Annotated in this window: 18 protein-coding genes and 1 pseudogene; 8 read left to right on the top strand and 11 right to left on the bottom strand. The window is 63.4% G+C overall.

Annotated features, from left to right (window positions below; genetic code table 11):
* The first annotated feature begins 64 nt into the window (after positions 1-64).
* Positions 65-2,032 (top strand): ATP-binding response regulator, encoded by a 1,968-nt coding sequence (locus PQR42_RS21740; RefSeq protein ID WP_408387946.1) that lies wholly within the window; start codon positions 65-67, stop codon positions 2,030-2,032.
* Positions 2,033-2,231: 199 nt separating this feature from the next.
* On the opposite strand, the gene PQR42_RS21735 is transcribed toward PQR42_RS21740, so the two are convergent.
* From PQR42_RS21735 to PQR42_RS21720, 4 genes are all read right to left on the bottom strand, one after another.
* Positions 2,232-3,002, bottom strand: coding sequence for a response regulator (locus tag PQR42_RS21735; RefSeq protein ID WP_408206054.1), 771 nt, complete (start codon positions 3,000-3,002; stop codon positions 2,232-2,234).
* 330 nt (positions 3,003-3,332) lie between these two features.
* On the bottom strand, positions 3,333-3,524 hold the full coding sequence (locus PQR42_RS21730; protein WP_408206052.1) for a hypothetical protein: 192 nt from the start codon (positions 3,522-3,524) through the stop codon (positions 3,333-3,335).
* Positions 3,499-4,503, bottom strand: coding sequence for a cytochrome d ubiquinol oxidase subunit II (cydB, locus tag PQR42_RS21725; RefSeq protein ID WP_408387948.1), 1,005 nt, complete (start codon positions 4,501-4,503; stop codon positions 3,499-3,501). The genes PQR42_RS21730 and cydB overlap by 26 nt, the downstream gene beginning before the upstream one ends.
* A gap of 41 nt (positions 4,504-4,544) precedes the next feature.
* Positions 4,545-5,957, bottom strand: a complete 1,413-nt coding sequence (locus PQR42_RS21720) for a cytochrome ubiquinol oxidase subunit I (RefSeq protein ID WP_408206048.1) — start codon at positions 5,955-5,957, stop codon at positions 4,545-4,547.
* Between the two features lie 767 nt (positions 5,958-6,724).
* Between PQR42_RS21720 and PQR42_RS21715 the strand changes: the two genes are divergently transcribed.
* Positions 6,725-7,546, top strand: a complete 822-nt coding sequence (locus tag PQR42_RS21715; RefSeq protein ID WP_408206046.1) for an alpha/beta fold hydrolase — start codon at positions 6,725-6,727, stop codon at positions 7,544-7,546.
* A gap of 126 nt (positions 7,547-7,672) precedes the next feature.
* On the opposite strand, the gene PQR42_RS21710 is transcribed toward PQR42_RS21715, so the two are convergent.
* Positions 7,673-8,215: a DUF2867 domain-containing protein gene (locus tag PQR42_RS21710; protein ID WP_408387950.1), complete on the bottom strand. Its 543-nt coding sequence runs from the start codon at positions 8,213-8,215 to the stop codon at positions 7,673-7,675.
* Between the two features lie 394 nt (positions 8,216-8,609).
* On the opposite strand from PQR42_RS21710, the gene PQR42_RS21705 reads away from it, so the two are divergent.
* Together PQR42_RS21705 and PQR42_RS21700 are read left to right on the top strand one after the other, a co-directional pair.
* Entirely contained in the window at positions 8,610-9,446 is an 837-nt protein-coding gene (locus tag PQR42_RS21705; RefSeq protein WP_408206042.1) for an NAD-dependent epimerase/dehydratase family protein, read from the top strand.
* Between the two features lie 29 nt (positions 9,447-9,475).
* Entirely contained in the window at positions 9,476-10,768 is a 1,293-nt protein-coding gene (locus PQR42_RS21700) for an MFS transporter (protein ID WP_408206040.1), read from the top strand.
* A gap of 158 nt (positions 10,769-10,926) precedes the next feature.
* Here the strand turns inward: PQR42_RS21700 and PQR42_RS21695 are convergent.
* The 3 genes and pseudogenes from PQR42_RS21695 to garL all read right to left on the bottom strand — a co-directional run bounded on the left by PQR42_RS21695 (position 10,927) and on the right by garL (position 14,907).
* Positions 10,927-12,941: pseudogene (locus tag PQR42_RS21695) on the bottom strand (glycoside hydrolase family 28 protein).
* 240 nt (positions 12,942-13,181) lie between these two features.
* The gene (locus tag PQR42_RS21690) at positions 13,182-14,075 is read right to left on the bottom strand and encodes a 2-hydroxy-3-oxopropionate reductase (protein WP_408206039.1); all 894 of its coding nucleotides are present in this window, start codon (positions 14,073-14,075) and stop codon (positions 13,182-13,184) included.
* A 31-nt stretch (positions 14,076-14,106) separates the two neighbouring features.
* The gene (gene garL / locus PQR42_RS21685; protein ID WP_408206037.1) at positions 14,107-14,907 is read right to left on the bottom strand and encodes a 2-dehydro-3-deoxyglucarate aldolase; all 801 of its coding nucleotides are present in this window, start codon (positions 14,905-14,907) and stop codon (positions 14,107-14,109) included.
* 222 nt (positions 14,908-15,129) lie between these two features.
* Between garL and PQR42_RS21680 the strand changes: the two genes are divergently transcribed.
* The gene (locus tag PQR42_RS21680; RefSeq protein WP_408206035.1) at positions 15,130-16,713 is read left to right on the top strand and encodes an aldehyde dehydrogenase (NADP(+)); all 1,584 of its coding nucleotides are present in this window, start codon (positions 15,130-15,132) and stop codon (positions 16,711-16,713) included.
* 98 nt (positions 16,714-16,811) lie between these two features.
* Here the strand turns inward: PQR42_RS21680 and PQR42_RS21675 are convergent, their stop codons facing one another.
* From PQR42_RS21675 to kdgD, 3 genes are all read right to left on the bottom strand, one after another.
* Positions 16,812-17,555, bottom strand: a complete 744-nt coding sequence (locus tag PQR42_RS21675; protein ID WP_054040224.1) for a FadR/GntR family transcriptional regulator — start codon at positions 17,553-17,555, stop codon at positions 16,812-16,814.
* A gap of 201 nt (positions 17,556-17,756) precedes the next feature.
* Entirely contained in the window at positions 17,757-19,109 is a 1,353-nt protein-coding gene (locus PQR42_RS21670; RefSeq protein ID WP_408206032.1) for an MFS transporter, read from the bottom strand.
* Positions 19,110-19,314: 205 nt separating this feature from the next.
* On the bottom strand, positions 19,315-20,232 hold the full coding sequence (kdgD, locus tag PQR42_RS21665) for a 5-dehydro-4-deoxyglucarate dehydratase (RefSeq protein WP_408206030.1): 918 nt from the start codon (positions 20,230-20,232) through the stop codon (positions 19,315-19,317).
* A gap of 225 nt (positions 20,233-20,457) precedes the next feature.
* On the opposite strand from kdgD, the gene garD reads away from it, so the two are divergent.
* The 3 genes from garD to PQR42_RS21650 are packed head-to-tail and all read left to right on the top strand — an operon-like array spanning position 20,458 to position 23,867.
* Positions 20,458-22,047: a galactarate dehydratase gene (gene garD, locus PQR42_RS21660; RefSeq protein ID WP_408387954.1), complete on the top strand. Its 1,590-nt coding sequence runs from the start codon at positions 20,458-20,460 to the stop codon at positions 22,045-22,047.
* 51 nt (positions 22,048-22,098) lie between these two features.
* Positions 22,099-22,941 carry an NAD-dependent epimerase/dehydratase family protein gene (locus PQR42_RS21655; protein WP_408206026.1) on the top strand — a complete coding sequence of 281 codons (843 nt, stop codon included), beginning with the start codon at positions 22,099-22,101 and terminating at the stop codon, positions 22,939-22,941.
* On the top strand, positions 22,938-23,867 hold the full coding sequence (locus PQR42_RS21650; RefSeq protein WP_408387956.1) for an SMP-30/gluconolactonase/LRE family protein: 930 nt from the start codon (positions 22,938-22,940) through the stop codon (positions 23,865-23,867). Before PQR42_RS21655 ends, PQR42_RS21650 begins: the two co-directional genes overlap by 4 nt.
* Positions 23,868-23,934: the final 67 nt, after the last annotated feature.

Here is a 23,934-nt window from a genome sequence, read left to right as displayed (position 1 = left end):
CCGCTTGCGTCGCCGCGCTTCCGATCCACATAACCGAATTTGCCGAGTCTCAGGAGACCGCGTGATGCGGGCCGACCCGATCCAGCGTGCCATCGACGAAGACCTGGTGCGCGTGTTGTACGCGCAAGATCCGATTGCATTCTTTTCGCACTGGTTTTCGATCGCGGTGCTGGTGGCGATTTACTGGCCGAAAATTCCGTCGCCGCCGCTGTTCATCGCGTGTTTCGGTTTCTATGCCGCGGCCAATTGCGCCGGACTCGCGCTCTGGCTCTGCAACCGCCGTTACCCGAAACTCGTCTCGCCGCGCGGCTGGATCATTCTTCACGCGGTGCGCGGCATGCTGCTTTACAGTGGGCCGGGCATCGCCGTGTGGTTCGCGTTCCAGAGCCCGCAGTCCGACCTGCCGCTGCTGCACACGGTCATGCTCGTCACGCTGGCCGCCGGCGTGTTCATGTCGAATGGCTTCGACCTGCTGAATTTCTCGACCTCGATTCCATTTCTGCTGTTTCCGTCGATCGTCATGCACTTCGGCACGCACACGTTCGACCGTACGATTCTCGCTATCGTCCTCGCGTTTTTCTTCTGCGCGATCAACGTCTATGCGTTGAGTTATCGCAAGCTGTTCCAGCAGGTCGTGCAGGCGCGCGTCGATCAGCAATATCTCGCGGAGTCGCTGGCCGCGCAAAAACGGGTGGCCGAAGAGGCGAGCTTCGCCAAGACGCGCTTTTTCGCGGCCGCCAGTCACGACTTGCGTCAGCCGCTGCATGCTATCGGCCTGCTCGCGGCCTCGCTGAACGACACGACGGCGACGCCGGTGCAGCACGCGAAGACCGCCGAGCACATCGTCTACAACGTCGAGGCGTTGAACCAGTTGTTCAACCAGGTGCTCGATCTGGCGCGGCTCGAAAGCGGCGTGACCCAGGTGATCCGGCTGCATTTCCGGCTGTCCGAACTGTTCGAGCGGGTCGGCAGCCAGTATCGTCCGCAGGCGGCCGCCAAAGGGCTGGCGCTGCGCATCGCGCCGACCGCGATGGTCGTGCACGACGATCCGGTGCTGCTCGAGCGCGTGCTGAGCAATCTGCTGTCGAACGCGGTGCGTTACACCGAGGACGGCGCGATCTGGCTGGGCTTGCGCCGCGCCGGGCGGCAGACGGGCGGTTATATCGAAGTGCGCGACTCCGGCATCGGCATTCCCGTGGAGGAGCACGCGCGCATCTTCGAGGAGTTCTATCAGGTCGCCAATCCGCAACGCGACGCGCGCCAGGGTCACGGCCTCGGCTTGCCGACGGTGAAGCGGCTGGTCAGCATGCTCGGTGGCGAGTTGCAACTGCGCTCGGCGCCGGGCCGCGGGTCGGTGTTCCGCTTTCTGGTGCAGGCGGGCGACCCCGGCGGCATCGTCGCGAGCCTGAACGAAGCGGTAGCCGGCGGTCCGTCGGCGCAAGGGCGGCACGTGCTGTGCATCGACGACGATCCGTCGATTCTCGAAGGCCTCGTCAGTCTGCTGGGCCGCTGGGGTTGCAGCGTGCTCGGCGCGCGCGACGAGGTCGATGCGCTCGCGGCGCTCGAAGGCGGCTTCGTGCCGGACGCCGTGCTGTGCGATTACCAGTTGGCGAATCACCGCACCGGCGCGCAGGCGCTCACGGCCGTGCGCAATGTGCTCGCGCGCGCGGGGCACGATAACGTGGTGACGTTGCTGATCACGGGCGACATGGCGTCGGCGGAACTGGCGGCGCTCGCCTTGCAGGGAATTCCGGTGCTCCATAAGCCGGTCACGCCGGCGCGCTTGCGGCGCACGCTGGAGATGCTGTGGCAGCAGGCCGAGCAGGACAAGGGGCGGGCGGCCGCCGCAGTGGCATTGCGCGCGGATCAAGCGGGAAATGAAGTGGGAAAGGAAGCGGGCGGCCGGGTGATGAATGGCGCGATGCCGGCTGCCGGGAGCGCGGCGCAAGGGGACGCGAGAATGGGATCAAAGAGCCAGCCGCAAAGCACTCAGACCCAAAGCACCCAGTCGCAAAGCGAACCGCAAAAGTAGAGGCGTACCGGAAAGGAGAGGCGCACCGGAAAGGAGAGGCGCACCGGAAAGGAGAGGCGTACCGGAAAGGAGAGGCGAGCTGGAGAAGGAGAGGCGCGCCGGAAAGGAGCGGCGAGCTGGAAAAGGAGAGGCCCACCGCAAGAGTAAAGGCCCACCTAGTCGACAGGGCGGCGCGAAGGCCGCCGTTCCCAGCCTCGTGCTACAGGGTTTTCCCAGCTTCCAGCCAGCCGTTGATCACGGCGATCGCCGTCGACCGGTTATGCACGCCGAGCGCCCGGAAGATCACCGACAGATGCACCTTCACCGTGCCTTCCGCGACGCCCAGTTCGCGCGCGATCATCTTATTGGTCCAGCCGCGATGCACGAGCCGCATGATGTCCTGCTGACGCGGCGACAGATTCTCCAGCAGATGCTGCTGGTGCGGCTGCAAAGCCTGGATCTGCGTGAGCGGTTCCGTGAGCGTGGCGCCGCCTTGGCTGGGTGCGTGCGCGCCGCTCGGAGCCGCATGTTGCAGCGACGGATCAGCGAGCGCTTCGGCACGCGCGGGCGCGGCCTGCGTGTCGCGCGAACCCAGCAGGCTGAGGGCTTCCATCGGCACATACGCGCCGCCTGAGAGCACCAGCTCGATCGCCTTGAGCATGACGCTGGCGGGCTGGCGCTTCGGCACGAAGCCGAGCGCGCCGGCGGCCAGCACCGCGCGCATTTCATCGGGCGATTCCTCGGCGGAGAGGACGACGAGCGGCAACGCGGGGTTCGCCTTCAACAGCACTTCAAGCGACGAAGCGCCGCTCATGCCCGGCATATGCAAATCGACGATGGCGAGATCGTGATCGGCGTCGGGACGCGCGAGCAGCGCAAGCGTCTCCCAGTTGTCGGCTTCGTCGAACTGGGCGTCGGGATCGAGGCCGCGCAGCATGCCTTTGACGCCTTGCCGGATCAGTTCATGGTCGTCGGCTACAAGAAACTTCATGATGTCTCCGCGAGTCGGGCCTGCCCGATGTGGGCTACCGCCGTTATAGGGTCTCGTTTTACTTCTAGCCTCGTGAATCGCATCATTGCCGCCCACCCCGCGATCATATGCCTGATCGGTGGCGCGGCGCACCTTCCGGCGAACCGCTTATGTGACCGTTTATTTGTTAAATCGCCGTCTGCTCCGATGCACCGCATGATGTCTAAGGCAGGTCTCTCGCGCATAGGTTCCGGCTTGCTTGGTAGACGAGCCGAACGGTCCTTTTTTGAAGGCGTCCATGCAGGATTCCGAAGGTTATGCGCGCCGGATCGAAGCGTGCTGAAGCAGTCTCTATTTGACTGCAAATAACGTCGCATTCATCAGAATCTTGAATGCGAATCCGAGCGACATCGCCGAGCCCACGCCGAAGCACCACAGCGCGATGAACCAGAGCCAGCCCGGCAGCTTGCGCGCCGGCGCGGCCGATGCGCCAAGCGTCGCGTCCGGGTTAGTCTGCTTAGTGATAGTGATGTTGGTCGCCATGACGCACCTTGCCGCGAAATACCCAATAGCCCATCGTCGTGTAGGCGATGATGATCGGCAGAATCACCGCTGCGCCGGCCAGCGTGAACATCTGGCTCGAGCGCGGCGCGGCCGCTTCCCAGAGCGTCATGCTCGACGGAATCGCATACGGCCACAGGCTCACCAGCAGCCCCGCGTAGCCGAGCAGCACCAGCAGCAGTGCGAGCGCGAACGGCGTGTTGTGATGCCGCTCACGCACCGCGCGATGCATGAAGAATGCAGAGACCGCCACGAGGAAGGGCACCGGCAGCAGACGGTAGAAGAGGCCGTCGTGGAACCAGCGTTGCGCGATATTCGGATCCTGCAGCGGCGTCCACAGGCTGACCATCGCGACGAAGCCGAGCAGCACGACGGTCAGCGGCCAGACGACGCGATGCAGGCGGCGTTGCAGATCGCCTTCGGTCTTCGCCACCAGCCAGCAGCAGCCGAGCAGCGCATAAGTGACCACGAGTCCGAGACCGGTGAGCAGGCTGAACGGCGTGAGCCAGCCGAAGGCGTCGCCGGCATACGCGCCGTCGATCACGGGAATGCCTTGCAGGAACGCGCCCAGCGCAATGCCCTGAAAGAACGTCGCGCCCGCCGAGCCGCCGATGAACGCCAGGTCCCACAGATGCTTCGTCCGATTGGCCTTGGCGCGAATCTCGAACGACACGCCGCGAAAGATCAGACACACGAGCATGAAGATCAGCGGCAGATACAGCGCGGACAGCACGGTCGAGTAGACCGCGGGAAACACCGCGAAGAGACCGGCGCCGCCGAGCACCAGCCAGGTTTCGTTGCCGTCCCACACCGGCGCGACGGTGTTCATCATCAGGTCGCGTTCCTTCTCATCGGGGAAGAACGGGAAGACGATGCCGATGCCCAGATCGAAGCCGTCCAGCACCACATACATGAAAAGGCCCAGCGCGATGATCGCGGCCCACACTACGGTTACGTCCATGTTCTTTCTCTATCGCAAGTAGCTGGTGAAGAAGTGCAGGTTCAGGCGGCGTCGATCATGTGATCGGCGGCGGAGAGCGGGCGGCGCGCGGTCTGATTCGGCAAGCGCGCCGGCGCTTCGTGCGGCGTGTGTCCGGGCAGCGCCGGACCCGCGCGCATCAGCTTGAGCATGTAATAGACGCCGGTGCCGAACACGAGGAAGTACACGACCACGAAGGTCATCAGCGAGATGCCGACCTGCTGCGTGGTGAGCGGCGACACGGCCTGCGAAGTGCGCATCACGCCGTACACGACCCACGGCTGACGTCCCGCTTCGGTGGTGACCCAGCCGGCCAGCAGCGTGATGAAACCCGTCGGCCCCATCGCCACGGCGACGCGCTGAAACCACTTCGATTCGAACAGGCGTCCACGGCGGCGCAGCACCCAGGCGGCCACCGACATCACAATCATCAGCACGCCGAGGCCGGCCATGATGCGAAAGCTCCAGAACACCACCGTCGAGTTGGGCCGGTCTTGCGGCGGGAATTCCTTGAGGCCGCGAATTTCGCCATCCCAACTATGCGTGAGGATCAGGCTGCCCAGGTGCGGAATCGACACGGCGTAGCGCGTGGTTTCCGCCTGCATGTCGGGAATGCCGAACAGGTTCAGCGCGGTGCCGCCTTTCTCGGTGTCCCACAGACCTTCGATCGCCGCGATCTTGGCGGGCTGATATTCGCGCGTGTTCAGACCATGCTGATCGCCGACGAACGCCTGGATCGGCGTGAGGATCAAGAGGAGCCAGAGCGCCATCGAGAACATCTTCTTGACGGCTGGATCGCGCCGTCCGCGCAGCAGATGCCACGCGCCCACCGCCGACACCACCAGCGCCGCGACGATGAACGCCGCGAGCGCCATATGCGCGAGCCGGTATGGGAACGACGGATTGAATACGATCTTGAACCAGTCGAGCGGCACGACGCGGCCGTTCACGACTTCGAAGCCTTGCGGCGTTTGCATCCAGCTATTGGAGGCGAGAATCCAGAAGGTCGAAATCAGCGTGCCGATCGCCACCATCAGCGTGGCGCCGAAGTGCGCGCGTGGACTCACGCGCTGCCAGCCGAACAGCATGATGCCGAGGAAGCCCGCTTCGAGGAAGAACGCGGTCATCACTTCGTACATCAACAGCGGGCCGGTCACTGGGCCGGCGAAACTGGAGAAGCCCGACCAGTTGGTGCCGAACTGATAGCTCATCACCACGCCGGAAACCACGCCCATGCCGAAGGCCACTGCGAAGATCTTCGACCAGAACAGGCAAAGGTCTTTGTAGTACGCCTTGCGGGTTTTCAGCCAGCGCCATTCGAGGACGGCGATGAAGCTGGCGAGGCCGATGCTGAGCGCCGGAAAGACGATGTGGAACGAGACGGTGAACGCAAACTGGATGCGGGCGAGATCGAAGGCCGATAGAGCGGAGTTCATGAGCGTGAGGTGCTTGAAGTGCGTTGGGTCCGCGAGGGCGGACTACGCGCGTCGACCGTTGTCGGTGCGCACTGCGCTGGGCAGATGGCGCAAGAGTAGGGGATGGTCGTTTTTTTTGCTGCGACGCGACGTGCGTCAAAAAACCACGTTGTTTTGCGGCGATTTTTATTTTGAGACAGCAACTCGTTGATAGATATCAAGTTTTACTGATCGCCTTGGCGCGCGCGTCGGGCACGGTTTCGGTGCGCCGATGGTGCGACTGCGGCAATCGACCGCGCTGCAGCATTGTCGCGTGGGCGGGTTCGAACGCGTTTGATCTGCTCTCGGCATTTCCCTGGAGCAGGTTAAGGTCGCCGCCCGCGGGTTTGATCCGCGAGCCAATGTTCGGCAATTGGGATCGGCTTGTCATCAACCGACAATCACTCCGTCAGAACGGACTTTCCATGCGCCCGGCGGCTAGTCAACTGGCTCGATTGCTCATACCATGCAGGCAGCCAAACGGCAGCATTTTTCAAATGAGCGCATGCTACTCACGCATGCACGCCGTATAGCCAGTCCAGTATTTTTTCCCGTTATTCGCTTCGAATAGTCATAGCCGACGCGCCGGATGAATCGCCTGGGCGCGTCGCGAATCCGTCATCAACGTGTGGTGCAAGGCATGCCGTGCCTGGAACGGGCGTCGTGTCGCGTGCTGCGCGAATGGTTCGAGAGGGCACGCTTCATCCACCTGCCGGCGACGGCAGACTTCAACTAACAGGAGTCAGCAGATGAGCACGATCAAGACGAAAGACGGCACGCAGATTTTCTACAAGGACTGGGGCAAGGGCCGCCCGGTCGTCTTCTCGCACGGCTGGCCGTTGAGCGCGGATGCGTGGGACGCGCAGATGCTGTTTCTCGGCAGCAAAGGTTTTCGCGTGATCGCGCATGACCGGCGCGGGCATGGCCGGTCGGAGCAGACGTGGGACGGCAACGACATGGACACCTACGCCGACGATCTCGCCGCGCTGATCGAACAACTCGACCTGAAGGACGCCACGCTCGTCGGCCATTCGACGGGCGGCGGGGAAGTCGCGCATTACATCGGCCGGCATGGCACGCAACGCGTCGCGAAGGCCGTGCTGATCGGCGCGGTGCCGCCGTTGATGCTGAAGACCGAGAGCAATCCCGCCGGCACGCCGATCGACGTGTTCGACGGCATCCGCAAGGGCGTGGAAGACGATCGTTCGCAGTTTTTCAAGGATCTGGCGCTGCCGTTTTATGGCTACAACCGGCCGGGCGCGAAGGTGTCGCAAGGCGTGATCGATTCGTTCTGGGTCCAGGGCATGGCCGGCTCGATCAAGGGACTGTACGACTGCATCAAGCAGTTCTCCGAAGTCGACTATACGGAAGACCTGAAGAAGATCGACGTGCCGACCCTGGTGCTGCACGGCGACGACGACCAGATCGTGCCGATCGATGCAGCCGGCCGTCTGACCGCTAAGATCGTGAAGAACGCCACGCTCAAGGTCTATCCGGGCGGCCAGCATGGCATGTGCACCGTCGAGGCCGCCAAGGTGAACGGTGATTTGCTGGAGTTCATCGGGTCGTGATGTGGTGCTGCGGTGACGTGTGTTGATGCCGCGAGTGCGGGGCGCTGCGGGTAAGCAAGCGCGCCCCGGTTGCACTCGAATCCGAACCGCGGGCCGTGATCGTTCACGCGCCCGCGTTTCAACCGCTCAGGCAGTCGGCCAGCCGACGCGCGCCGCTCGCCGCAATGACGAGCGCACCACCAGCCGGTGGAACGGCGCGATCGCGAGAATATAGAAACGGCCGAGGCGGTTGTGGCAATGCACGACGGTCGACAGGATCAGATAGCGCGAGCGGTCTTCGCGCGTGCCACGGGTCTGCTGCAGCACTGAAACCCGGAAGTCGAGATGACGGTCGTTTTCGCCGAGAATGATCTCGTGCGCGCTACGCGTGTAGATCCTGAAGATGTCGAGGCGCTCCCGTGCGGCGGCAGGATCCTTGATGCTGCGTAACTGCTTGGCAGTCTTCAAGCCGATACGCGCGACGATCGCATCGCGCACGCTCATCAGCTTCGCGACCCATCCCGCCTGATGCGCGAACACGAAGCGCGCCAGCAACTCCGGATCGTCGATGGCGTTCTCGGGCAGGCGGACCGCGTACGCATCGGCCAGGTCCGGCGCGTCGTACAAACGGGCGACGCTCGACTCAGCCGGCAGGGCGACGGATTGCACGGGACAGTGGGCAGTGAGCATGGTGGCGTGCGGCGCTGAAAAATCAATGGAAGAGGGGCGCTGCGCCGGGTCATAACGGCAGTTCGGCTTGCGCGTGAGCGCATCAAGTCTACGCGCTTGTGTGCGTCTGCGCGGAGCCGGCCGACGCGGTTCTTCACATCATGGATTTCGGGTAAAAAACGTGTTTCTAGTTATACGATGTCACATAAATTGTGCCAGCTTATTCGCTTGTTTGTTATGGCAAAATTAGTCGAAACATCGTTGAGATAAGGGTAAGTGCCTAATTGAATTCCGGTCTAGTATCGCAGATAGTACGTTATCGTACAACTATCGCTGAATCGGCAGACACTGCCGTCATGACAGAAGCGACGGTTGCACCCAAGTTCGATTGCGCGCGGCGCAGGAAAGGAACCTTATGAAGAAGATTGCTCTGAGTGGAGCCGGTGGCCAGCTTGGCTCGGTGGTACGCGCTGCGTTGATCGCACGCGGCACGCCGTTGCGTTCGGCGGCGGGCTCGAAGGCCCTCGTGCCGCTCGTGGAAGGCGAGGACGTGATGCACGGCGACCTGCGTGATCCCGCGATCGTGGATCGTTTGCTGGAAGGCGTCGACGTCCTGATCCATTTCGCGGGTACGAGCGTGGAGCGTCCGCTGCCCGAGATCATCGAAAACAATCTGCGCGGTCTGGTCGAAGTGTACGAAGGCGCGCGCCGCCAAGGCGTGAAGCGCATCGTGTTCGCCAGCTCCAATCACGCGATCGGCATGTATCCAGTCACCGAGCATCTCAGCCTCGACTGCGAACTGCGCCCGGACGGTTTCTACGGCCTGAGCAAGGTGTGGGGCGAAGCACTCGCAAGAATGTACTGGGACAAGCACGGCATCGAGAGCGTGTGCGTGCGCATCGGCAGTTGCCTCGAGCGGCCGACCGAGCCCCGGCACCTGAGTACGTGGTTCGGTCATCGCGATCTGCTGCATTTCCTCGACCGCTGCGTCGAAGCGGAGAACGTGGGCTTCCTGACCATTTGGGGCGTGTCGGCCAACACACGTAGCTGGTGGGACAACAGCGGCGCCGAACGTCTGGGCTATCAGCCGACGCAGGATGCCGAGGCCTACGCCGAGGAAATTCTCGCGCGTCCCAACCCGCTCGACGCGCTGGGCCAGCGCTTCCAGGGCGGCGGCTTTGTGGGTATCGATTATTCGCGCGATGACGCCGCTCCGGACGGCTCGGCCGCTTCCGCTACGCGGCCTGTTTGAGCAGTTCAGGATCACGAGGAGACGCAGCAATGAAAATCAAGGGCATCCGCTGGTGGATGGTCAGTCTGGTCGCGGCCGGGCTCATTATCAATTACCTCGCGCGCAATACGCTGTCAGTCGCGGCGCCGACGTTGATGAAAGACCTCCACATCACCACGGAGCAGTATTCGCACGTGGTCGTGGCGTGGCAGCTTTGCTATGCATTCATGCAGCCGGTCGCCGGCTATCTGCTCGACACCGTCGGCACCAAGATCGGCTTTGCGGCGTTCGCGCTGGCATGGTCGCTGGCGTGCGCCGCGGCGGCGTGGTCGACGGGCTGGCGCAGCCTCGCGTTCTTCCGCGGCCTGCTCGGCATCGCCGAGGCGGCCGGCATTCCGGCCGGCGTCAAGGCGACGAGCGAGTGGTTCCCCGCCAAGGAGCGCTCGGTGGCGATCGGCTGGTTCAACATCGGCTCATCGATCGGTGCGTTGCTGGCGCCGCCGCTGGTGGTGTGGGCGTTGTTGCGCGGCGAGTGGCAGTTGGCCTTCGTGATCGTCGGCGTGGCAGGGATTGTCTGGAGTCTGCTGTGGATGGTGCTCTACAAACATCCGCGCAACCAGAAACTATTGGGCGACGCTGAACGCGACTACATTCTCAGCGGCCAGGAAGCGAAGCACAGCGACGCCGGCGCCGCCAAGCGCAGCTGGCTCGCCATGCTCGGCAGCCGCGACTTCTGGGCGATCGGCATTCCGCGCATGCTGTCCGAGCCGGCCTGGCAGACCTTCAACGCGTGGATTCCGCTGTACATGATGACCGAGCGTCACATGAACCTGAAGGAAGTCGCGCTGTATGCATGGATGCCGTTCCTGGCCGCCGATATCGGCTGCGTGTTGGGCGGTTATCTCAGCCCGCTGTTTCACAAGTACGCCAAGGTGTCGCTGTTCACGTCGCGGAAAATGGTGTTCGTAGTCGGCGCGCTCTTCATGATTGGACCGGCCTGCGTGGGTCTGGTGGCGAGTCCTTATGTGGCGGTGGCGTTGCTGTGCGTCGGCGGTTTTGCGCATCAGACCTTGTCGGGTGCGCTGTACGCGATCACGTCCGATATGTTCGGCAAGAACGAAGTCGCGACCGCGACCGGCATGGGCGGCATGGCGGGTTATCTGGGCGCTGCTGCATTCACGGCGCTGTTCGGCGTGCTGGTTACGCAGATCGGTTACAGCCCGCTGTTCGTGGTGCTGGCGGTGTTCGACATCATCGCCGCCGCTGTGGTGTGCCTGCTGGCGAAGAGCGCCGACAAGGCGCCCGAGCCGCGCTGGACGTCGGCGAGCGCGGTGGCCAAGTGAGTCTGGCGAGGTCACGATGAATTCCGGACGCTGATCAGTCGAGCCGGAAATGGAAATGGCGGCGCTTTCGAGCGTCGCCATTTTTTTGCCTTGTTCACTGCGTTGCTTCCAACTTCACGGCTGGACGAAGCTCGCGCTTCGCCCAGCCATTCAACCGCTTAACGCTTATCGACCACCGTCGTGTTGTAAGTCGTCGCGCCAATCACCACATTGCTCAACGTAATGCCGTTGACGTTGTACGCGTAGATCGGTCCAGGCGTGGTCGCGCTCGCGGGGCCGGCCGACACGGCGGTGCCCAGATTGCAGTTCGAGATCGTCACGCCGCTGATCGGCGGAATGGTCGGCGTCGGGGCCGCGCCGTTGTAGTCGAACGCGACGGGCCCTTGGGCGACGATTGCCTGAAAGCACGAGCCGGTCACGCCGTTAAGCGTCACGTTGCTCGCCTGCACGTTCGAAATGTTCACGTTCTGCACGACCGCCGGACGGATTCGAATCGCGTCGTTCGCCGGTTGATAGTCGCAGTCGAACGTGATCAGGCCGCCCTGTGCCGCCGACGGATTGGCCGCCGTCGCCGTCACGACGCCGAGCGGCACCGTGGCGTTGATCGGGCTGCCGCTCAGCAATGCGTTGCCGTAGCCCGCGCCTTTCAGGCTGACGCCGTTGGGCAGCGTGACCGTATCGACATAGAAGTTCTTCACGAAGCCGCCGCGATTCATATTCGTCTTGATGCGAATCGCGATGTTCAGCGGATTGGTCGCCCAGTTCTGGTTCAGCATCTGCAGCTTGCGGGCGTAGATGTTCTGCACGCCGCCGCCCATTTCGCTGCCGAGCGTGATGCCGCCGTGACCGCTGTTCATGATGCAGTTCTGGATCACGTGATTTTGCGCGGGGCCGTATTGCGTATCCAGATCCTTGCCCGACTTGATCGCAATGCAGTCGTCGCCGGTGTTGAACGTGACGCTGTCGCACAGCACGTTGTCGCACGCGTCCGGATCGAAGCCGTCGTTATTCGGGCCGATACTGTTGGTCGTCACGCCGCGAATCACGACATTCTTGCAATCGGTCGGATGATGCTGCCAGAACGGCGTGTTGTTGGTGCTGTAGTTCTCCATCAACACATTCGTGCAGCCGATGAACTCGACCATGCACGGGCGCAGATAGTGGCCGACGCCGAAGACGCGCTGCGCGATCGGCACGCCGGCTTCGGAGAGCGCGGGCAGGTAGTTCTGATCCTCCTGCCACGGTGTCGTGGGACTGGTCAGCTGCGCATAGAGCGCGTCGGAAATACCCGGTGCGGCGATTTTCAGATCGACGTTCTTCGGATTGAGATACGCCTGCGACGGTGTCGACGAATTGACGCAGCCGTACGCGCCATTCGATCCCTTGAAAGTCCACCAGCACGTCGCGGTGTTGCCGCTGCCGGCGAACGGCGTCATGGCTTGCCCGTTGAGCACCGAGGTCGCGTCTTCGCCGGTCAACGCGATGTTGGTCTGGTTGCGCGCATAGACCGGCGAGCCGTAGTTCAGGCAATCGTTCGCCTGCCAGCGGCTATAGAACAGATTGCCGTTGGCGCCGCAGGCGACCGGGCCGTCCTTGGCGTAGTCGGCGGGGTTCGGGCTGAAATAGATCGTGCAATTCGCGCTGAGGTGGAAGTTCACGTTGCTCAGCAGCACGATCGGTCCGGCGCAGTACCACGTGCCCGCCGGCACGACCACGCGTCCGCCGCCCGCGGCATTGCAGGCCTGGATGGCGGCGAGAAACGCGGGGCGCGAGTCGAACGAAGCGGCGGCGTTGGTCAGGTTCGAACCGGGACTCGCGACCGACGCCGAGCCCGTGTACGGATTGGCCGCGGCGACGACGGCGCACGGTGTGGCGCCGTACTGCGTGACCACGAAGTCGCGGGTGGGAAACATCGACTGCTTGATGCCTTGCAAGGACGCGATGATCTGCGTCGCGGCGCCCGAGGTGCCCCAGATCGGGTCCTGTACCACGGGCGGCGTGGTTGTGCCGCCGTTGACGGAGCCGCCGCAGGCGGACAAGCCGCCGAGCAGGGTCGCGCCCGCGGACGTACCCGCCAGCACGATAACGCGCGGCGAACGGGCGAATTCGGTTCAGCCTGACCGGACGTTTTCGATGTTGCCCGCTTGCCGTTGGTTTTATCTATGGTTGCCACGGATGTCTCCTTGCCCTTTGCGGGCGTTGTCAGTAATTGTTGCGACTTGGGGGAATGCAGCTCGTTGAAGCTGTTTCCTTAACGTAAGGTATCCTTAATGTTTGTAAAAAAACTTTGCCAATGGAGATGACTCAGCGCTTGTCAATTCGCAGTGAAGCCTGCGAACGCACGTATGCGCCGCTCCGTCCTGCCTATCTGCATCAGGCAAGCGGAGCGGCGCATCAAAAAGCGGCGTGCGGCTTAAGCGGTCTTCTGGCCGATCTCGTGATCGGCGAGGAATTCGAGCGCACGCACCATCGCCGAGTGGTCCCACGCCTTGCCACCGTGCGCGACGCAGGCGTTGAACAGCGCCTGGCAAGTGGCCGTATTCGGCAGCGATACGCCGAGCGATTGCGCGGTCGAAAGCGCGAGGTTCAGATCCTTCTGGTGCAGTTCGATGCGGAAGCCCGGATCGAAGGTGCGTTTGGTCATGCGTTCGCCGTGCACTTCGAGAATGCGCGAGGACGCAAAGCCGCCCATCAGCGCTTCACGCACGCGCGCCGGATCGACTCCGGCCTTGGAAGCGAGCAGCAGCGCCTCGCCGACAGCTTCGATCGTCGCGGCGACGATCACCTGATTGGCCACCTTACACACCTGGCCGGCGCCGACGCCGCCGATCAGCGTAACGTTCTTGCCCATCATGTCGAAGAGTGGCTTGACAGCATCGAAGGTCGCGGTTTCGCCGCCCACCATGATGGTCAGCGACCCCGCGTTGGCGCCGACTTCGCCGCCGGAAACCGGCGCATCCAGATAGTCCGCGCCGCTTTCGCGCACGCGGGCCGCGAACTCGCGGGTGGCCATCGGCGAAATCGAGCTCATGTCGACGACGGTTTGTCCCGCGCGCAACGATCCGGCGAGACCTTGTTCGCCGAACAGCACGCGCTCGACGTCGGGCGTGTCCGGCACCATGATGAAAATCACGTCGGCCTGCGCGGCTACGGCGGCCGGGCTGTCGCACGCGACGGCGCCCGCCTGGATGAGATCGTCGGGCACGCCGCTGCGCGTGAACGCTGCGAGCGCGACGCCGTTCTTGAGAAGGTTGGCGGCCATGGGCTTACCCATGATGCCGAGTCCGATAAAGCCTGCTTTTTGCATGGAATGCTCCGAAGATGTCATGACGGCCGGGTTATTGCTGGCCCGCCTGTTTCTGCATGAAGTGTTTTTGAACCGTCTGCGCGGCGGCTTTCAGCAGCCCCATATCCGCGCAGACCGCGACGACGCGGCAGCCCATGGAGATATAGCGCTCCGCGTCAGCCTGCACCGGGGCGAGAATGCCACTCGGCTTGCCGGCGGCCTGGGCGCGTTCGAACACGCGCGCGATCGCCGCCTGCACATCGGGGTGATTCGGATTGCCGAGATGGCCGTACGCGGCCGCGAGGTCGGACGGTCCGACGAATACGGCGTCCACGCCGTCCACGGCGAGAATGTCGTCGATTGCGTCGACGGCTTTACGGCTTTCAATCTGCACGATCACGCAGACGTTATCGTTGGCGACGTCGAAGTAGTCGGGCACCGTCGCGTAACGATTGCCGCGGTGGCTCACCGAGACGCCGCGAATGCCCTGCGGCGGGTAACGCGTGGCGGCGACGGCGCGGGCCGCGTCGTCGGCGCTTTCGACGAACGGCACCAGGAAATTCGAAAAGCCGCTGTCGAGGAGCCGCTTGATGAACACGCTGTCGTTGGCGGGCGGCCGCACGACCGGCGCGCTGGCGCTATCCTTGAGTGCCATCAACTGCGGGATCAGCGTGAGGACGTCGTTCGGCGCGTGCTCGGCGTCGAGCAGCATCCAGTCGAAGCCGACAATGCCGAGCAGTTCGGTGACGATCGGGCTGGCGAGCGACGCCCAGCAGCCAATCAGGGTTTCGCCGCCGCATACTGCTCGACGGAAACTATTGGGTAAGGGCTGGTAAGGCGTGACGGCTGGCATGGGCTGTTTTCCTCGAACGGCAATGGATCGGGCAAGCTCCGACGACGGCTCAACGCGAGTTATAGGTCGTCGTATGTCTTGATTGCAGATTAGCACCGGCCTCGGCGGTTGTAACGGTCACGTTAACCCGAATTCCTCGCCAGGCAAGCGTTTCAGGTTGCGCGCATGCCTCACAATGTTGTAGGATGACTTATATCTTAAGCCTTCACTCAAGGAAAGCAAATGACAATTACCGGCGAAATGTTGATCGGCCGCAAAGCGGTGCGCGGCGAGGAAAAACCATTGCATGCGTTCAATCCTGCCACGGGATCCGATATCGCGGAGCCGGTTTTCGGCAGCGGTTCGGTGGCCCTCGTCGGACAGGCGTGTGAGTTGGCGCAGCAAGCGTTCGATCCGTACCGCCACCTGCCGCTGACGGTGCGCGCCGAGTTTCTCGAGCGTATCGCCGACGGCATCACGGCGTTGGGCAACGCGCTGATCGAACGGGCGCACCAGGAATCGGGTCTGCCGAAGGCGCGTCTCGAAGGTGAACGCGGTCGCACGACCGGCCAGCTCAAGCTGTTCGCGCAAGTCGTGCGCGCCGGCCAGTGGCTCTCGGCCACGCTCGATTCGCCGCTGCCGGAGCGCAAGCCGCTGCCGCGCTCCGACCTGCGCATGCAAAAGATTCCGCTCGGCCCGGTCGCGGTGTTCGGCGCCAGCAATTTCCCGCTCGCGTTTTCGGTGGCGGGCGGCGACACGGCGGCGGCGCTCGCGGCCGGTTGCCCGGTGGTGGTGAAGGCGCACCGCGCTCACCTCGGCACGTCGGAGATGGTCGGCCGCGTGATCCAGCGAGTCGCGCAAGAGATGGACTTGCCTGAAGGCGTGTTCTCCATGATCGTCGGCGCGGGGAATTCCGTTGGCGAGGCGCTGGTCGCGCATCCGGCGATCAAGGCGGTCGGCTTCACCGGTTCGCGCGCGGGCGGCACGTCGCTAATGCGCGTGGCGGCGGCGCGTGCCGAGCCGATTCCGGTCTACGCGGAAATGAGCAGCATCAATCCGGTGTTCCTGCTGTCGAATGCGCTGGCTGGGCGCGGCGAGAGCATCGCGCGTGGTTTCGTCGATTCGCTGGTGCTCGGCGCCGGCCAGTTCTGTACCAATCCGGGCCTCGCGATTGCCGTCGATAGCGACGCGCTCAAGACGTTTGTCGCCACCGCATCCGACGCGCTGAGCGGCAAGCCCGCGCAGACCATGCTGACGTCCGGCATCTGCGCCGCTTACGAAGAAGGCGAGGGCAAGCTGGCGGCGACGAAGGGCGTCGAGGCCGTGGCTCGCGGTGTCGAGACAACCGGCCCGACCCAGGCGCGTGCGGCGTTGTTCGTAACCGATGCGCAGACGTTCCTCGCCACGCCGGCGCTGGAAGACGAGGTGTTCGGCCCGGCGTCGACCATCGTGCGTTGCAAGGACGAGCAGGAACTGCTCGCGGTTGCCGAGCACTTTGCCGGCCAGTTGACCGCCACGGTGCAGATGGACAGCGCCGACTTGGCAGCGGCGAAGAAGCTGGTGCCGATTCTGGAACGCAAGGCCGGCCGGATTCTGGTGAACGGCTTCCCGACGGGCGTCGAGGTGTCGCACGCGATGGTGCACGGCGGCCCGTTCCCGGCGACGTCCGATAGCCGCGCGACTTCGGTCGGCACGACGTCGATCGAGCGTTTCCTGCGTCCGGTGTGCTATCAGGATTTCCCGGCCGATCTGCTGCCGGAAGCGCTGACCGACAGCAATCCGCTGGATCTGTGGCGTCGTCGTGATGGCGAGATCACGCGCAGCTAAGCGGTGGGTGATCGAGTGAGATAAGAGAATGGCCGGGATATCCCGGCCATTTTTCTATTGCGCCCACCTTAGCGAACCCGAATTAGAAGCGAACCGACTCAGCTATTCGCCTCAGCAGCTTCGTTTGCTCGCCGCAAGCGCTCGCGACTGTTGGACAGATGCATGCGCATCGCCGCGCGCGCGCCTTCCGCGTCGTGCCGCGTGATCGCTTCGAGAATACTTTCGTGTTCGAGATTGACGAGCGACAGATACGCATCCGGTTCCGCGCGCGCAATGCCCGCCGAGTCGAGCCGGTTACGCGGAATCAGCGCGCTGCCCATCTGCGTGAGAATGTCGACGAAATAGCGGTTGCCGGTGGCGCGCGCTACCGAAATATGAAATTGCAGATCGGCGTCGACGCTGTCCAGCCCGTTATGGCGCGTGGCTTCGATCGCGTCGAGCGCGGCACGCATGCGCGCGAGGTCGTCCGGCTTGGCGCGCTGCGCCGCGAGACCCGCGCATTCCGTTTCCAGACTGATGCGCAGTTCCAGGATCGACAACACGTCGCGCAGGGTGGTGGCGGGCACCATGTCGATGCCCAGCTTTTCGCGCTGCGGTTCCAGCACGAAGCTGCCGATACCGTGCCGCGTCTCGATGATCTTGCCCGCCTGCAAACGCGAAATCGCCTCGCGAATGACGGTGCGGCTCACGCTCAGCGTGACCATGAGTTGCGATTCGGTCGGCAGTTTGTCGCCGGGCTTCAAGGCGTTGGACGCAATTTGCTCGGTGACGTAGCTGACGACGAACTCGGCAAGATTACGAGCGCGTCGTGGCGGTGCCGCGGATGCCAGTGGTGTAGCCATCGAAAACGCCCCTTGAATCAGATAGTTGCAGACACTTCATGCGTTTCATTATACCGTCGTCTGACGACTGATTATAACCACGCCATATCATTTTGCGGGCCGGCGGCCGATACGACGCCGACGTCCCTTTCCAGTCTGCGTTTTACGCTGCGACGGCGCTCATTTCGCCGTCCGCAGGGAAGTACGATAACCGCCGCGTGGTCAGCGCGGGCGCAACTCGACCCGTTTGATGTCTTTCACGATCACGAGATAGCTGAACACCGTGAGCAGGGCGTTGATGCCCACGAACACCAGCGCGCCGTTGAACGACCCGGTCTTCGCCACGAGATAGCCGATCACGATCGGCGTCACGATACCGGCGACGTTGCCGAACATATTGAAGATCGCACCCGAGAGACCGAGCGCTTCCTTCGGTGACGTATCGGCGACGACCGCCCAGCCGAGCGCCCCGATGCCTTTGCCGAAGAACGCGAGCGACATGAGCGCGACGACGACCCAATCGGTCGACACATAATTGCAGCCGATGATGCACACCGACAGCAGCATGCCGCCGACAATCGGCACCTTGCGCGCGATCGTGAGCGAATGGCCGCGACGGATCAGCCCGTCGGACAGGATGCCGCCGAGCACCCCGCCGGAGAATCCGCAGATCGCCGGCAGCGAAGCCACCAGACCCGCTTGGAGAATGGTCATGCCGCGCGCCTGCACGAGGTAGATCGGAAACCAGGTCAGGAAGAAGTAGGTCAGCACGTTGATGCAATACTGCGCGAGATAGACGCCGACCAGCATGCGGTTGCTCAGTAGTTGGCGAACCAGCGACCAGCCGCCGGTATGTTCGATCTTGTCAGTGGAGCGGGCTTTCTTTTGCCCATTGACCACGCCGCCGCCCTGTTCGATGTACTCCAGTTCAGCGCGCGAAACACGCGGATGATCGGCGGGATTCTTCATCACCTTCAGCCACGTGAGCGCGAGCAGAAGCCCCATCACGCCCATCACGACATAGACCATGTGCCAGCCGAACGCGTGGGTGAGCCATGCCATCAGCGGCGTGAACACGACTGCGGCAAAGTATTGCGCCGAATTGAAAATGGCCGACGCCGTACCGCGTTCGTTGGTCGGGAACCAGCTCGCCACGACCTTGGCATTGGCGGGAAACGCCGGCGATTCGGCCGCGCCCATCGCGAAGCGCAGCACGAACAGCGCGGTGACGGCGGCTGCCGCGCTGCCCAGCAGGCCGATGGAGCTTTGCAGCAGCGTGAAGAGCGACCAGAAGAAAATGCTCGCCGCGTAGACGCGCCGCGCGCCGAAGCGGTCCAGCAGCCAGCCGGCCGGCAGTTGCGACAGCACGTAGGCCCAACTGAACGCGGAGAAAATGTAGCCCATGCGGATCGCGTCGAAGCCGAACTCGGCGCGCATGGCCGAGCCGGTCACCGACAGCGTGGCGCGGTCCGCGTAGTTGAAAGTCGTGATCAGAAAGATCAGCAGCAGGATTCCGTAGCGGACTCGCGTGCGCTTTGCGACGTGGGCGGCACTCGCCGTGCGGCTCATTTCCATGGTCATCTCCTGAATCTTTTATGCAGGGGAGCGGGGCTGCCCCAGACGTCGTGGCGCAACAGTCGCCACAAGCCTTGTCGATACATTCGTGCGGCACAAAAACGCCCGGCGACGTTGCCGTCCCGGGCGCTCTTTGCGGTGCCGTTTACGCGGCCATCGTTCGCACGGCCGCCGGGTGTTGACTGGTTCTGTTACGCCAGCCGGATTATTGCGGGCCGAGCGTCTTGATGAGCGCGTCCAGCTTGCCCATTTCTTCTTCCGTCAGATCGGTCAGCGGCGCGCGCACCGGACCGGCGCTGTGGCCGACCAGCTTCGCGCCGGCCTTGACGATGCTGACCGCGTAGCCCGCGCGACGGTTGCGGATCGCCAGGTACGGCAGGAAGAATTCGTCGATCAGCTTGCCGACGGTCGCGTGGTCGTCCGCGGCGATGGCGCGGTAGAAGTCCATCGCGGTCTTCGGAATGAAGTTGAACACCGCCGACGAATACACCGGCACGCCCAGCGCCTTGTATGCAGCGGCATAGACTTCCGCGGTCGGCAGGCCGCCGAGATACGAGAAGCGGTCGCCGAGACGGCGGCGGATCGACACCATGTTCTCGATCTCGCCCACGCCGTCCTTGAAGCCGATCAGGTTCGGGCAGCGCTCAGCCAGCCCTTCGAGCATATCGGCGTTAAGCTTGGAGTTCGCGCGGTTGTAGATGATCACGCCCATGTTCGGCACGGACTTGCAAACCTCTTCAGCGTGCGCGGCGATACCTTCCTGGCAGGCTTCCGTCAGGTAATGCGGCATCAGCAGAATGCCGTTCGCGCCGTGGCGCTCGGCTTCCTGCGCGTAGGCGATCGCGACGCGCGTCGGGCCGCCCGCGCCGGCGAGAATCGGCACCTTGCCTTTGCAGACTTCGGCGGCCGTTTTGACGACGTTCGAATAATCGTTGTGCGTGAGCGAGAAGAACTCGCCCGTGCCGCCGGCGACGAACAGCGCCGAAGCGCCATAAGGAGCGAGCCATTCGAGGCGCTCAGCATAGGTGTCGGCGCGGAAATCGCCTTGTTCGTCGAAGTCGGTAACGGGGAAGGACAGGAGGCCTTCGGAAACGATCTGCTTCAGTTCCTGCGGTGTCGTCATGATGAGTATCCAGAGCGTCGGAATGGTTCGCGGGGGTTCAATTCAGTAGAAATTGAGATTTCTTATACGTCATCGTACAACAACAAATCGGCTAACTCAACGGTCATTTCACGGCATAATGCTTGTCCTAGGGTAAATACGGAACGTCTGCGCAATCTTTCATGTTGTAGGATGACGTATGAATAGCTGGCGCAGCAGGCGTAAAACGCCATAAGGATCGATGCAATGGAACAATCTCCGCTCTACATTCGCGTTCACCCCAATGACAATGTCGCGATCGTCGTCAACGACGGCGGGCTGGGTGAGGGCGCGGTATTTCCCGACGGTCTGGCGCTGCGCGAGCGCGTGCCGCAAGGGCACAAGGTCGCGCTGGCCGATCTGGCCGAGGGCGACGAGGTCATCCGGTATAACGTGGTGATCGGCTATGCGCTCAAGGCCCTGCCCAAGGGCAGCTGGATCAACGAACACGTGATCCGCATGCCGAGCCCGCCGGGGCTAGAGGATCTGCCGATCGCCACGATCAAGGCGCCGGAGATGCCGCCGCTCGAGGGCTACACGTTCGAGGGCTACCGCAACGCGGACGGCTCGGTCGGCTCGCGCAACATTCTCGCCATCACGACCACGGTGCAATGCGTGGCCGACGTGGTCCAGCATGCGGTCACCCGCATCAAGGCCGAGCTGCTGCCGAACTATCCGAATGTCGACGACGTGGTGAGCCTCGGCCACACCTACGGTTGCGGCGTCGCGATCGACGCGCCCGACGCGATGGTGCCGATCCGCACCGTGCGCAATATCAGCCTGAATCCGAATTTCGGCGGCGAGGTGATGATGGTCAGCCTCGGTTGCGAGAAGCTGCAACCCGAGCGCCTGATGCCGCCCGGCACGATTCCGATCGCCGCGGCCGCGAATGTCGCCGAAGTCGCGGACATCGGCGATATCGAGGCAGATATGAATGGCGACGTGGTCGTGCTTCAGGATGAATCACACGTCGGCTTCCAATCGATGATCGAGTCGATCATGAAGATGGCCGACGGTCATCTGAAGCGGCTCAACAATCGCCGTCGCGAGACCTGTCCCGCGTCCGATCTCGTGATCGGCGTGCAGTGCGGCGGCAGCGATGCATTTTCCGGCCTCACCGCGAACCCGGCAGTGGGCTACGCGACCGATTTGCTGGTGCGTGCCGGCGCCACGGTCATGTTCTCGGAAGTCACCGAAGTGCGCGACGGCGTCGATCAATTGACGGCGCGCGCGGCCAACCCGGAGGTCGCCGCGGCGATCATCCGCGAGATGCAGTGGTACGACGATTATCTGAAGCGCGGCGGCGCGGACCGCAGCGCCAATACCACGCCGGGCAACAAGAAGGGCGGCTTGTCGAACATCGTCGAGAAGGCGATGGGGTCGATCATCAAGTCGGGCAATTCGGCGATTTCCGGTGTGTTGTCGCCCGGCGAGAAGGTCCGCCAGAAAGGGCTGATTTACGCGGCCACGCCGGCGAGCGATTTCATCTGCGGTACGCTGCAAGTCGCGGCGGGTATCAACCTGCACGTTTTCACCACCGGCCGCGGCACGCCGTACAGCCTCGCCGAAGTGCCCGTCATCAAGGTCGCGACGCGCTCGGATCTGGCGCGCCGCTGGCATGACCTGATGGACATCAACGCCGGCACCATCGCGACCGGCGCGGCGACCATCGAAGAGGTGGGCTGGGAACTGTTCCGTCTGATGCTCGACGTCGCCAGCGGGCGCAAGGAAACCTGCGCTGAAAAACTCAAGCTCCACAATGCGTTGACGCTGTTCAATCCGGCGCCGGTGACCTGATTGGTTCGTCACGCGCGCTTGACCTGATCGCTCTTACACCAATACAGAAACATGACTGACTCGAATCTTGGCCGCAGCGCGGCGCAGAAACCCTTCCGCCGCCTGCTGCTGACCGGCGCCGCCGGCAACCTCGGCCAGCAATTGCGCGGCGCGTTGGCCGAGTGGGCCGATATCGTGCGCGTGAGCGACATCGCGCCGCTCGGTGACGTGGCGGCGCACGAGGAAGCCTCCACCGTCGATCTCGCGGACGAAGCCGCGGTTCACGCGCTACTCGAAGGCGTGGACGCCGTGATTCACCTCGGCGGTATTTCCGTCGAGGCGCCGTTCGAAGATCTGCTCGAAGCGAACATCCGCGGCCTGTACAACCTCTATTCGGCCGCGCAGAAGCAGGGCGTGAAGCGCATCGTGTATGCGAGCTCGAATCACGCGGTGGGTTTTCATCCGGTGACAGAGGTGGTCGATATCGATGCGCCGCTGCGTCCCGACAGCCTGTATGGCGTGACGAAGTGCTTCGGCGAATCGTTGTCGCGGTACTACTTCGATCGCTTCGGTCTGGAGACGGTGTGTCTGCGGATCGGTTCTTCGTTCGAGCAGCCGAAGAATCCGCGCATGCTCGTGACCTATCTGAGCTTTCGCGACTTTATCGAACTGGTGCGCTGCTCGCTGTTCACCAATCGCGTGGGTCACGCGATCGTGTACGGCGTGTCGGATAACCGGACCAAGTGGGTGGACAACACGAAGGCCGCGTTCCTCGGTTTTCGTCCGCAAGACAGTTCGGTCGAATTCGAGCATCTCTTTCCGGTCACCGCACCGACTGCCGAACTCGACGATCCGACGCAGCGTTTTCAGGGCGGACCGTTTGTGCTCGCCGGCCCGATGGAGCCGAAGCGGTGAGCGCCGCGGCGAACCCGCGCGTGGAGCGAGTCGAGGCGGCAGGGCAGGCGCCGGCTTCGGTTGGCGAAAGTCCGGTGTGGCGCGCGAAGGAACAGGCGCTCTACTGGGTGGACATTCCGGCGCAGAAGATCGTGCGGCTGCGGATCGATTCGGGCGAACGCTCCGAATGGCTGTTGCCGGAGAAAGTCGCGTGCATCGCGTTCGATCATCGCGGCACGGTGCTGGCCGGTTGCGAGACCGGGCTCTTTGCGGTCACGCTGACTGAGTCCTCGGCGAACGGCGAACCCGTGCGCGTGACAGGACGCAAGCTCGCCGCACCGGATTTCGCATGCGAAGACATGCGTTTCAACGACGGCCGTTGCGACCGGCAAGGGCGCTTCTGGGCCGGCACGATGGTGCAGGACATGGCGGCGGCCAAGCCGGCCGGCGCGCTTTATCGTTTCGACGAACGTGGCGTGTTGTCCGCGCCGGTCGTCGACGCGCTCATCACGCAGAACGGCCTCGCGTGGTCGCCGGACGGCACGACCATGTACCTGTCGGATTCGCATCCGTTGCGCAGGCAGATCTGGGCATTCGATTACAACGTCGAGACTGGCGAGCCGCGCAACCGTCGCGTGTTCGCCGATCTGAATCACCATGCGGGCCGTCCCGACGGCGCCGCGGTGGACGCCGACGGCTGCTACTGGATTTGCGCGAACGACGCGGGCCTGTTGCTGCGCTTCACGCCCGAAGGCAAGCTGGACCGGCAGATTGCCGTGCCGGCCGTCAAGCCGGCGATGTGTGCCTTCGGTGGACGCGATCTGGATACGCTGTTCGTCACGTCGATTCGTCCCGCAGCGAACGCAAGCGAGCACGACGGCCATCTTTTCGCCGTGCGTCCTGGTGTAACCGGGCTACCCGAGCCGGAGTTCGCGGGCGAGCTGTAAGCGGAGTTTGCGTGAGAAGGGCGCTGGGCACGCTGTCGTGGCCGGCGCCCTTTGTTCGTCTGCTCGA

Source organism: Paraburkholderia sediminicola (assembly GCF_046027355.1).
Classification (GTDB): Bacteria; Pseudomonadota; Gammaproteobacteria; order Burkholderiales; family Burkholderiaceae; genus Paraburkholderia; species Paraburkholderia sediminicola_B.
This window is presented reverse-complemented; position numbering and strand designations above follow the sequence as displayed.

Excerpts from the sequence above, each read along its gene's own strand:
- PQR42_RS21740 (WP_408387946.1), top strand. The coding sequence starts at position 65 with ATGCGGGCCGACCCGATCCAGCGTGCCATCGACGAAGACCTGGTGCGC.
- PQR42_RS21735 (WP_408206054.1), bottom strand. The coding sequence starts at position 3,002 with ATGAAGTTTCTTGTAGCCGACGACCATGAACTGATCCGGCAAGGCGTC.
- PQR42_RS21730 (WP_408206052.1), bottom strand. The coding sequence starts at position 3,524 with ATGGCGACCAACATCACTATCACTAAGCAGACTAACCCGGACGCGACG.
- cydB (WP_408387948.1), bottom strand. The coding sequence starts at position 4,503 with ATGGACGTAACCGTAGTGTGGGCCGCGATCATCGCGCTGGGCCTTTTC.
- PQR42_RS21720 (WP_408206048.1), bottom strand. The coding sequence starts at position 5,957 with ATGAACTCCGCTCTATCGGCCTTCGATCTCGCCCGCATCCAGTTTGCG.
- PQR42_RS21715 (WP_408206046.1), top strand. The coding sequence starts at position 6,725 with ATGAGCACGATCAAGACGAAAGACGGCACGCAGATTTTCTACAAGGAC.
- PQR42_RS21710 (WP_408387950.1), bottom strand. The coding sequence starts at position 8,215 with ATGCTCACTGCCCACTGTCCCGTGCAATCCGTCGCCCTGCCGGCTGAG.
- PQR42_RS21705 (WP_408206042.1), top strand. The coding sequence starts at position 8,610 with ATGAAGAAGATTGCTCTGAGTGGAGCCGGTGGCCAGCTTGGCTCGGTG.
- PQR42_RS21700 (WP_408206040.1), top strand. The coding sequence starts at position 9,476 with ATGAAAATCAAGGGCATCCGCTGGTGGATGGTCAGTCTGGTCGCGGCC.
- PQR42_RS21690 (WP_408206039.1), bottom strand. The coding sequence starts at position 14,075 with ATGCAAAAAGCAGGCTTTATCGGACTCGGCATCATGGGTAAGCCCATG.
- garL (WP_408206037.1), bottom strand. The coding sequence starts at position 14,907 with ATGCCAGCCGTCACGCCTTACCAGCCCTTACCCAATAGTTTCCGTCGA.
- PQR42_RS21680 (WP_408206035.1), top strand. The coding sequence starts at position 15,130 with ATGACAATTACCGGCGAAATGTTGATCGGCCGCAAAGCGGTGCGCGGC.
- PQR42_RS21675 (WP_054040224.1), bottom strand. The coding sequence starts at position 17,555 with ATGGCTACACCACTGGCATCCGCGGCACCGCCACGACGCGCTCGTAAT.
- PQR42_RS21670 (WP_408206032.1), bottom strand. The coding sequence starts at position 19,109 with ATGGAAATGAGCCGCACGGCGAGTGCCGCCCACGTCGCAAAGCGCACG.
- kdgD (WP_408206030.1), bottom strand. The coding sequence starts at position 20,232 with ATGACGACACCGCAGGAACTGAAGCAGATCGTTTCCGAAGGCCTCCTG.
- garD (WP_408387954.1), top strand. The coding sequence starts at position 20,458 with ATGGAACAATCTCCGCTCTACATTCGCGTTCACCCCAATGACAATGTC.
- PQR42_RS21655 (WP_408206026.1), top strand. The coding sequence starts at position 22,099 with ATGACTGACTCGAATCTTGGCCGCAGCGCGGCGCAGAAACCCTTCCGC.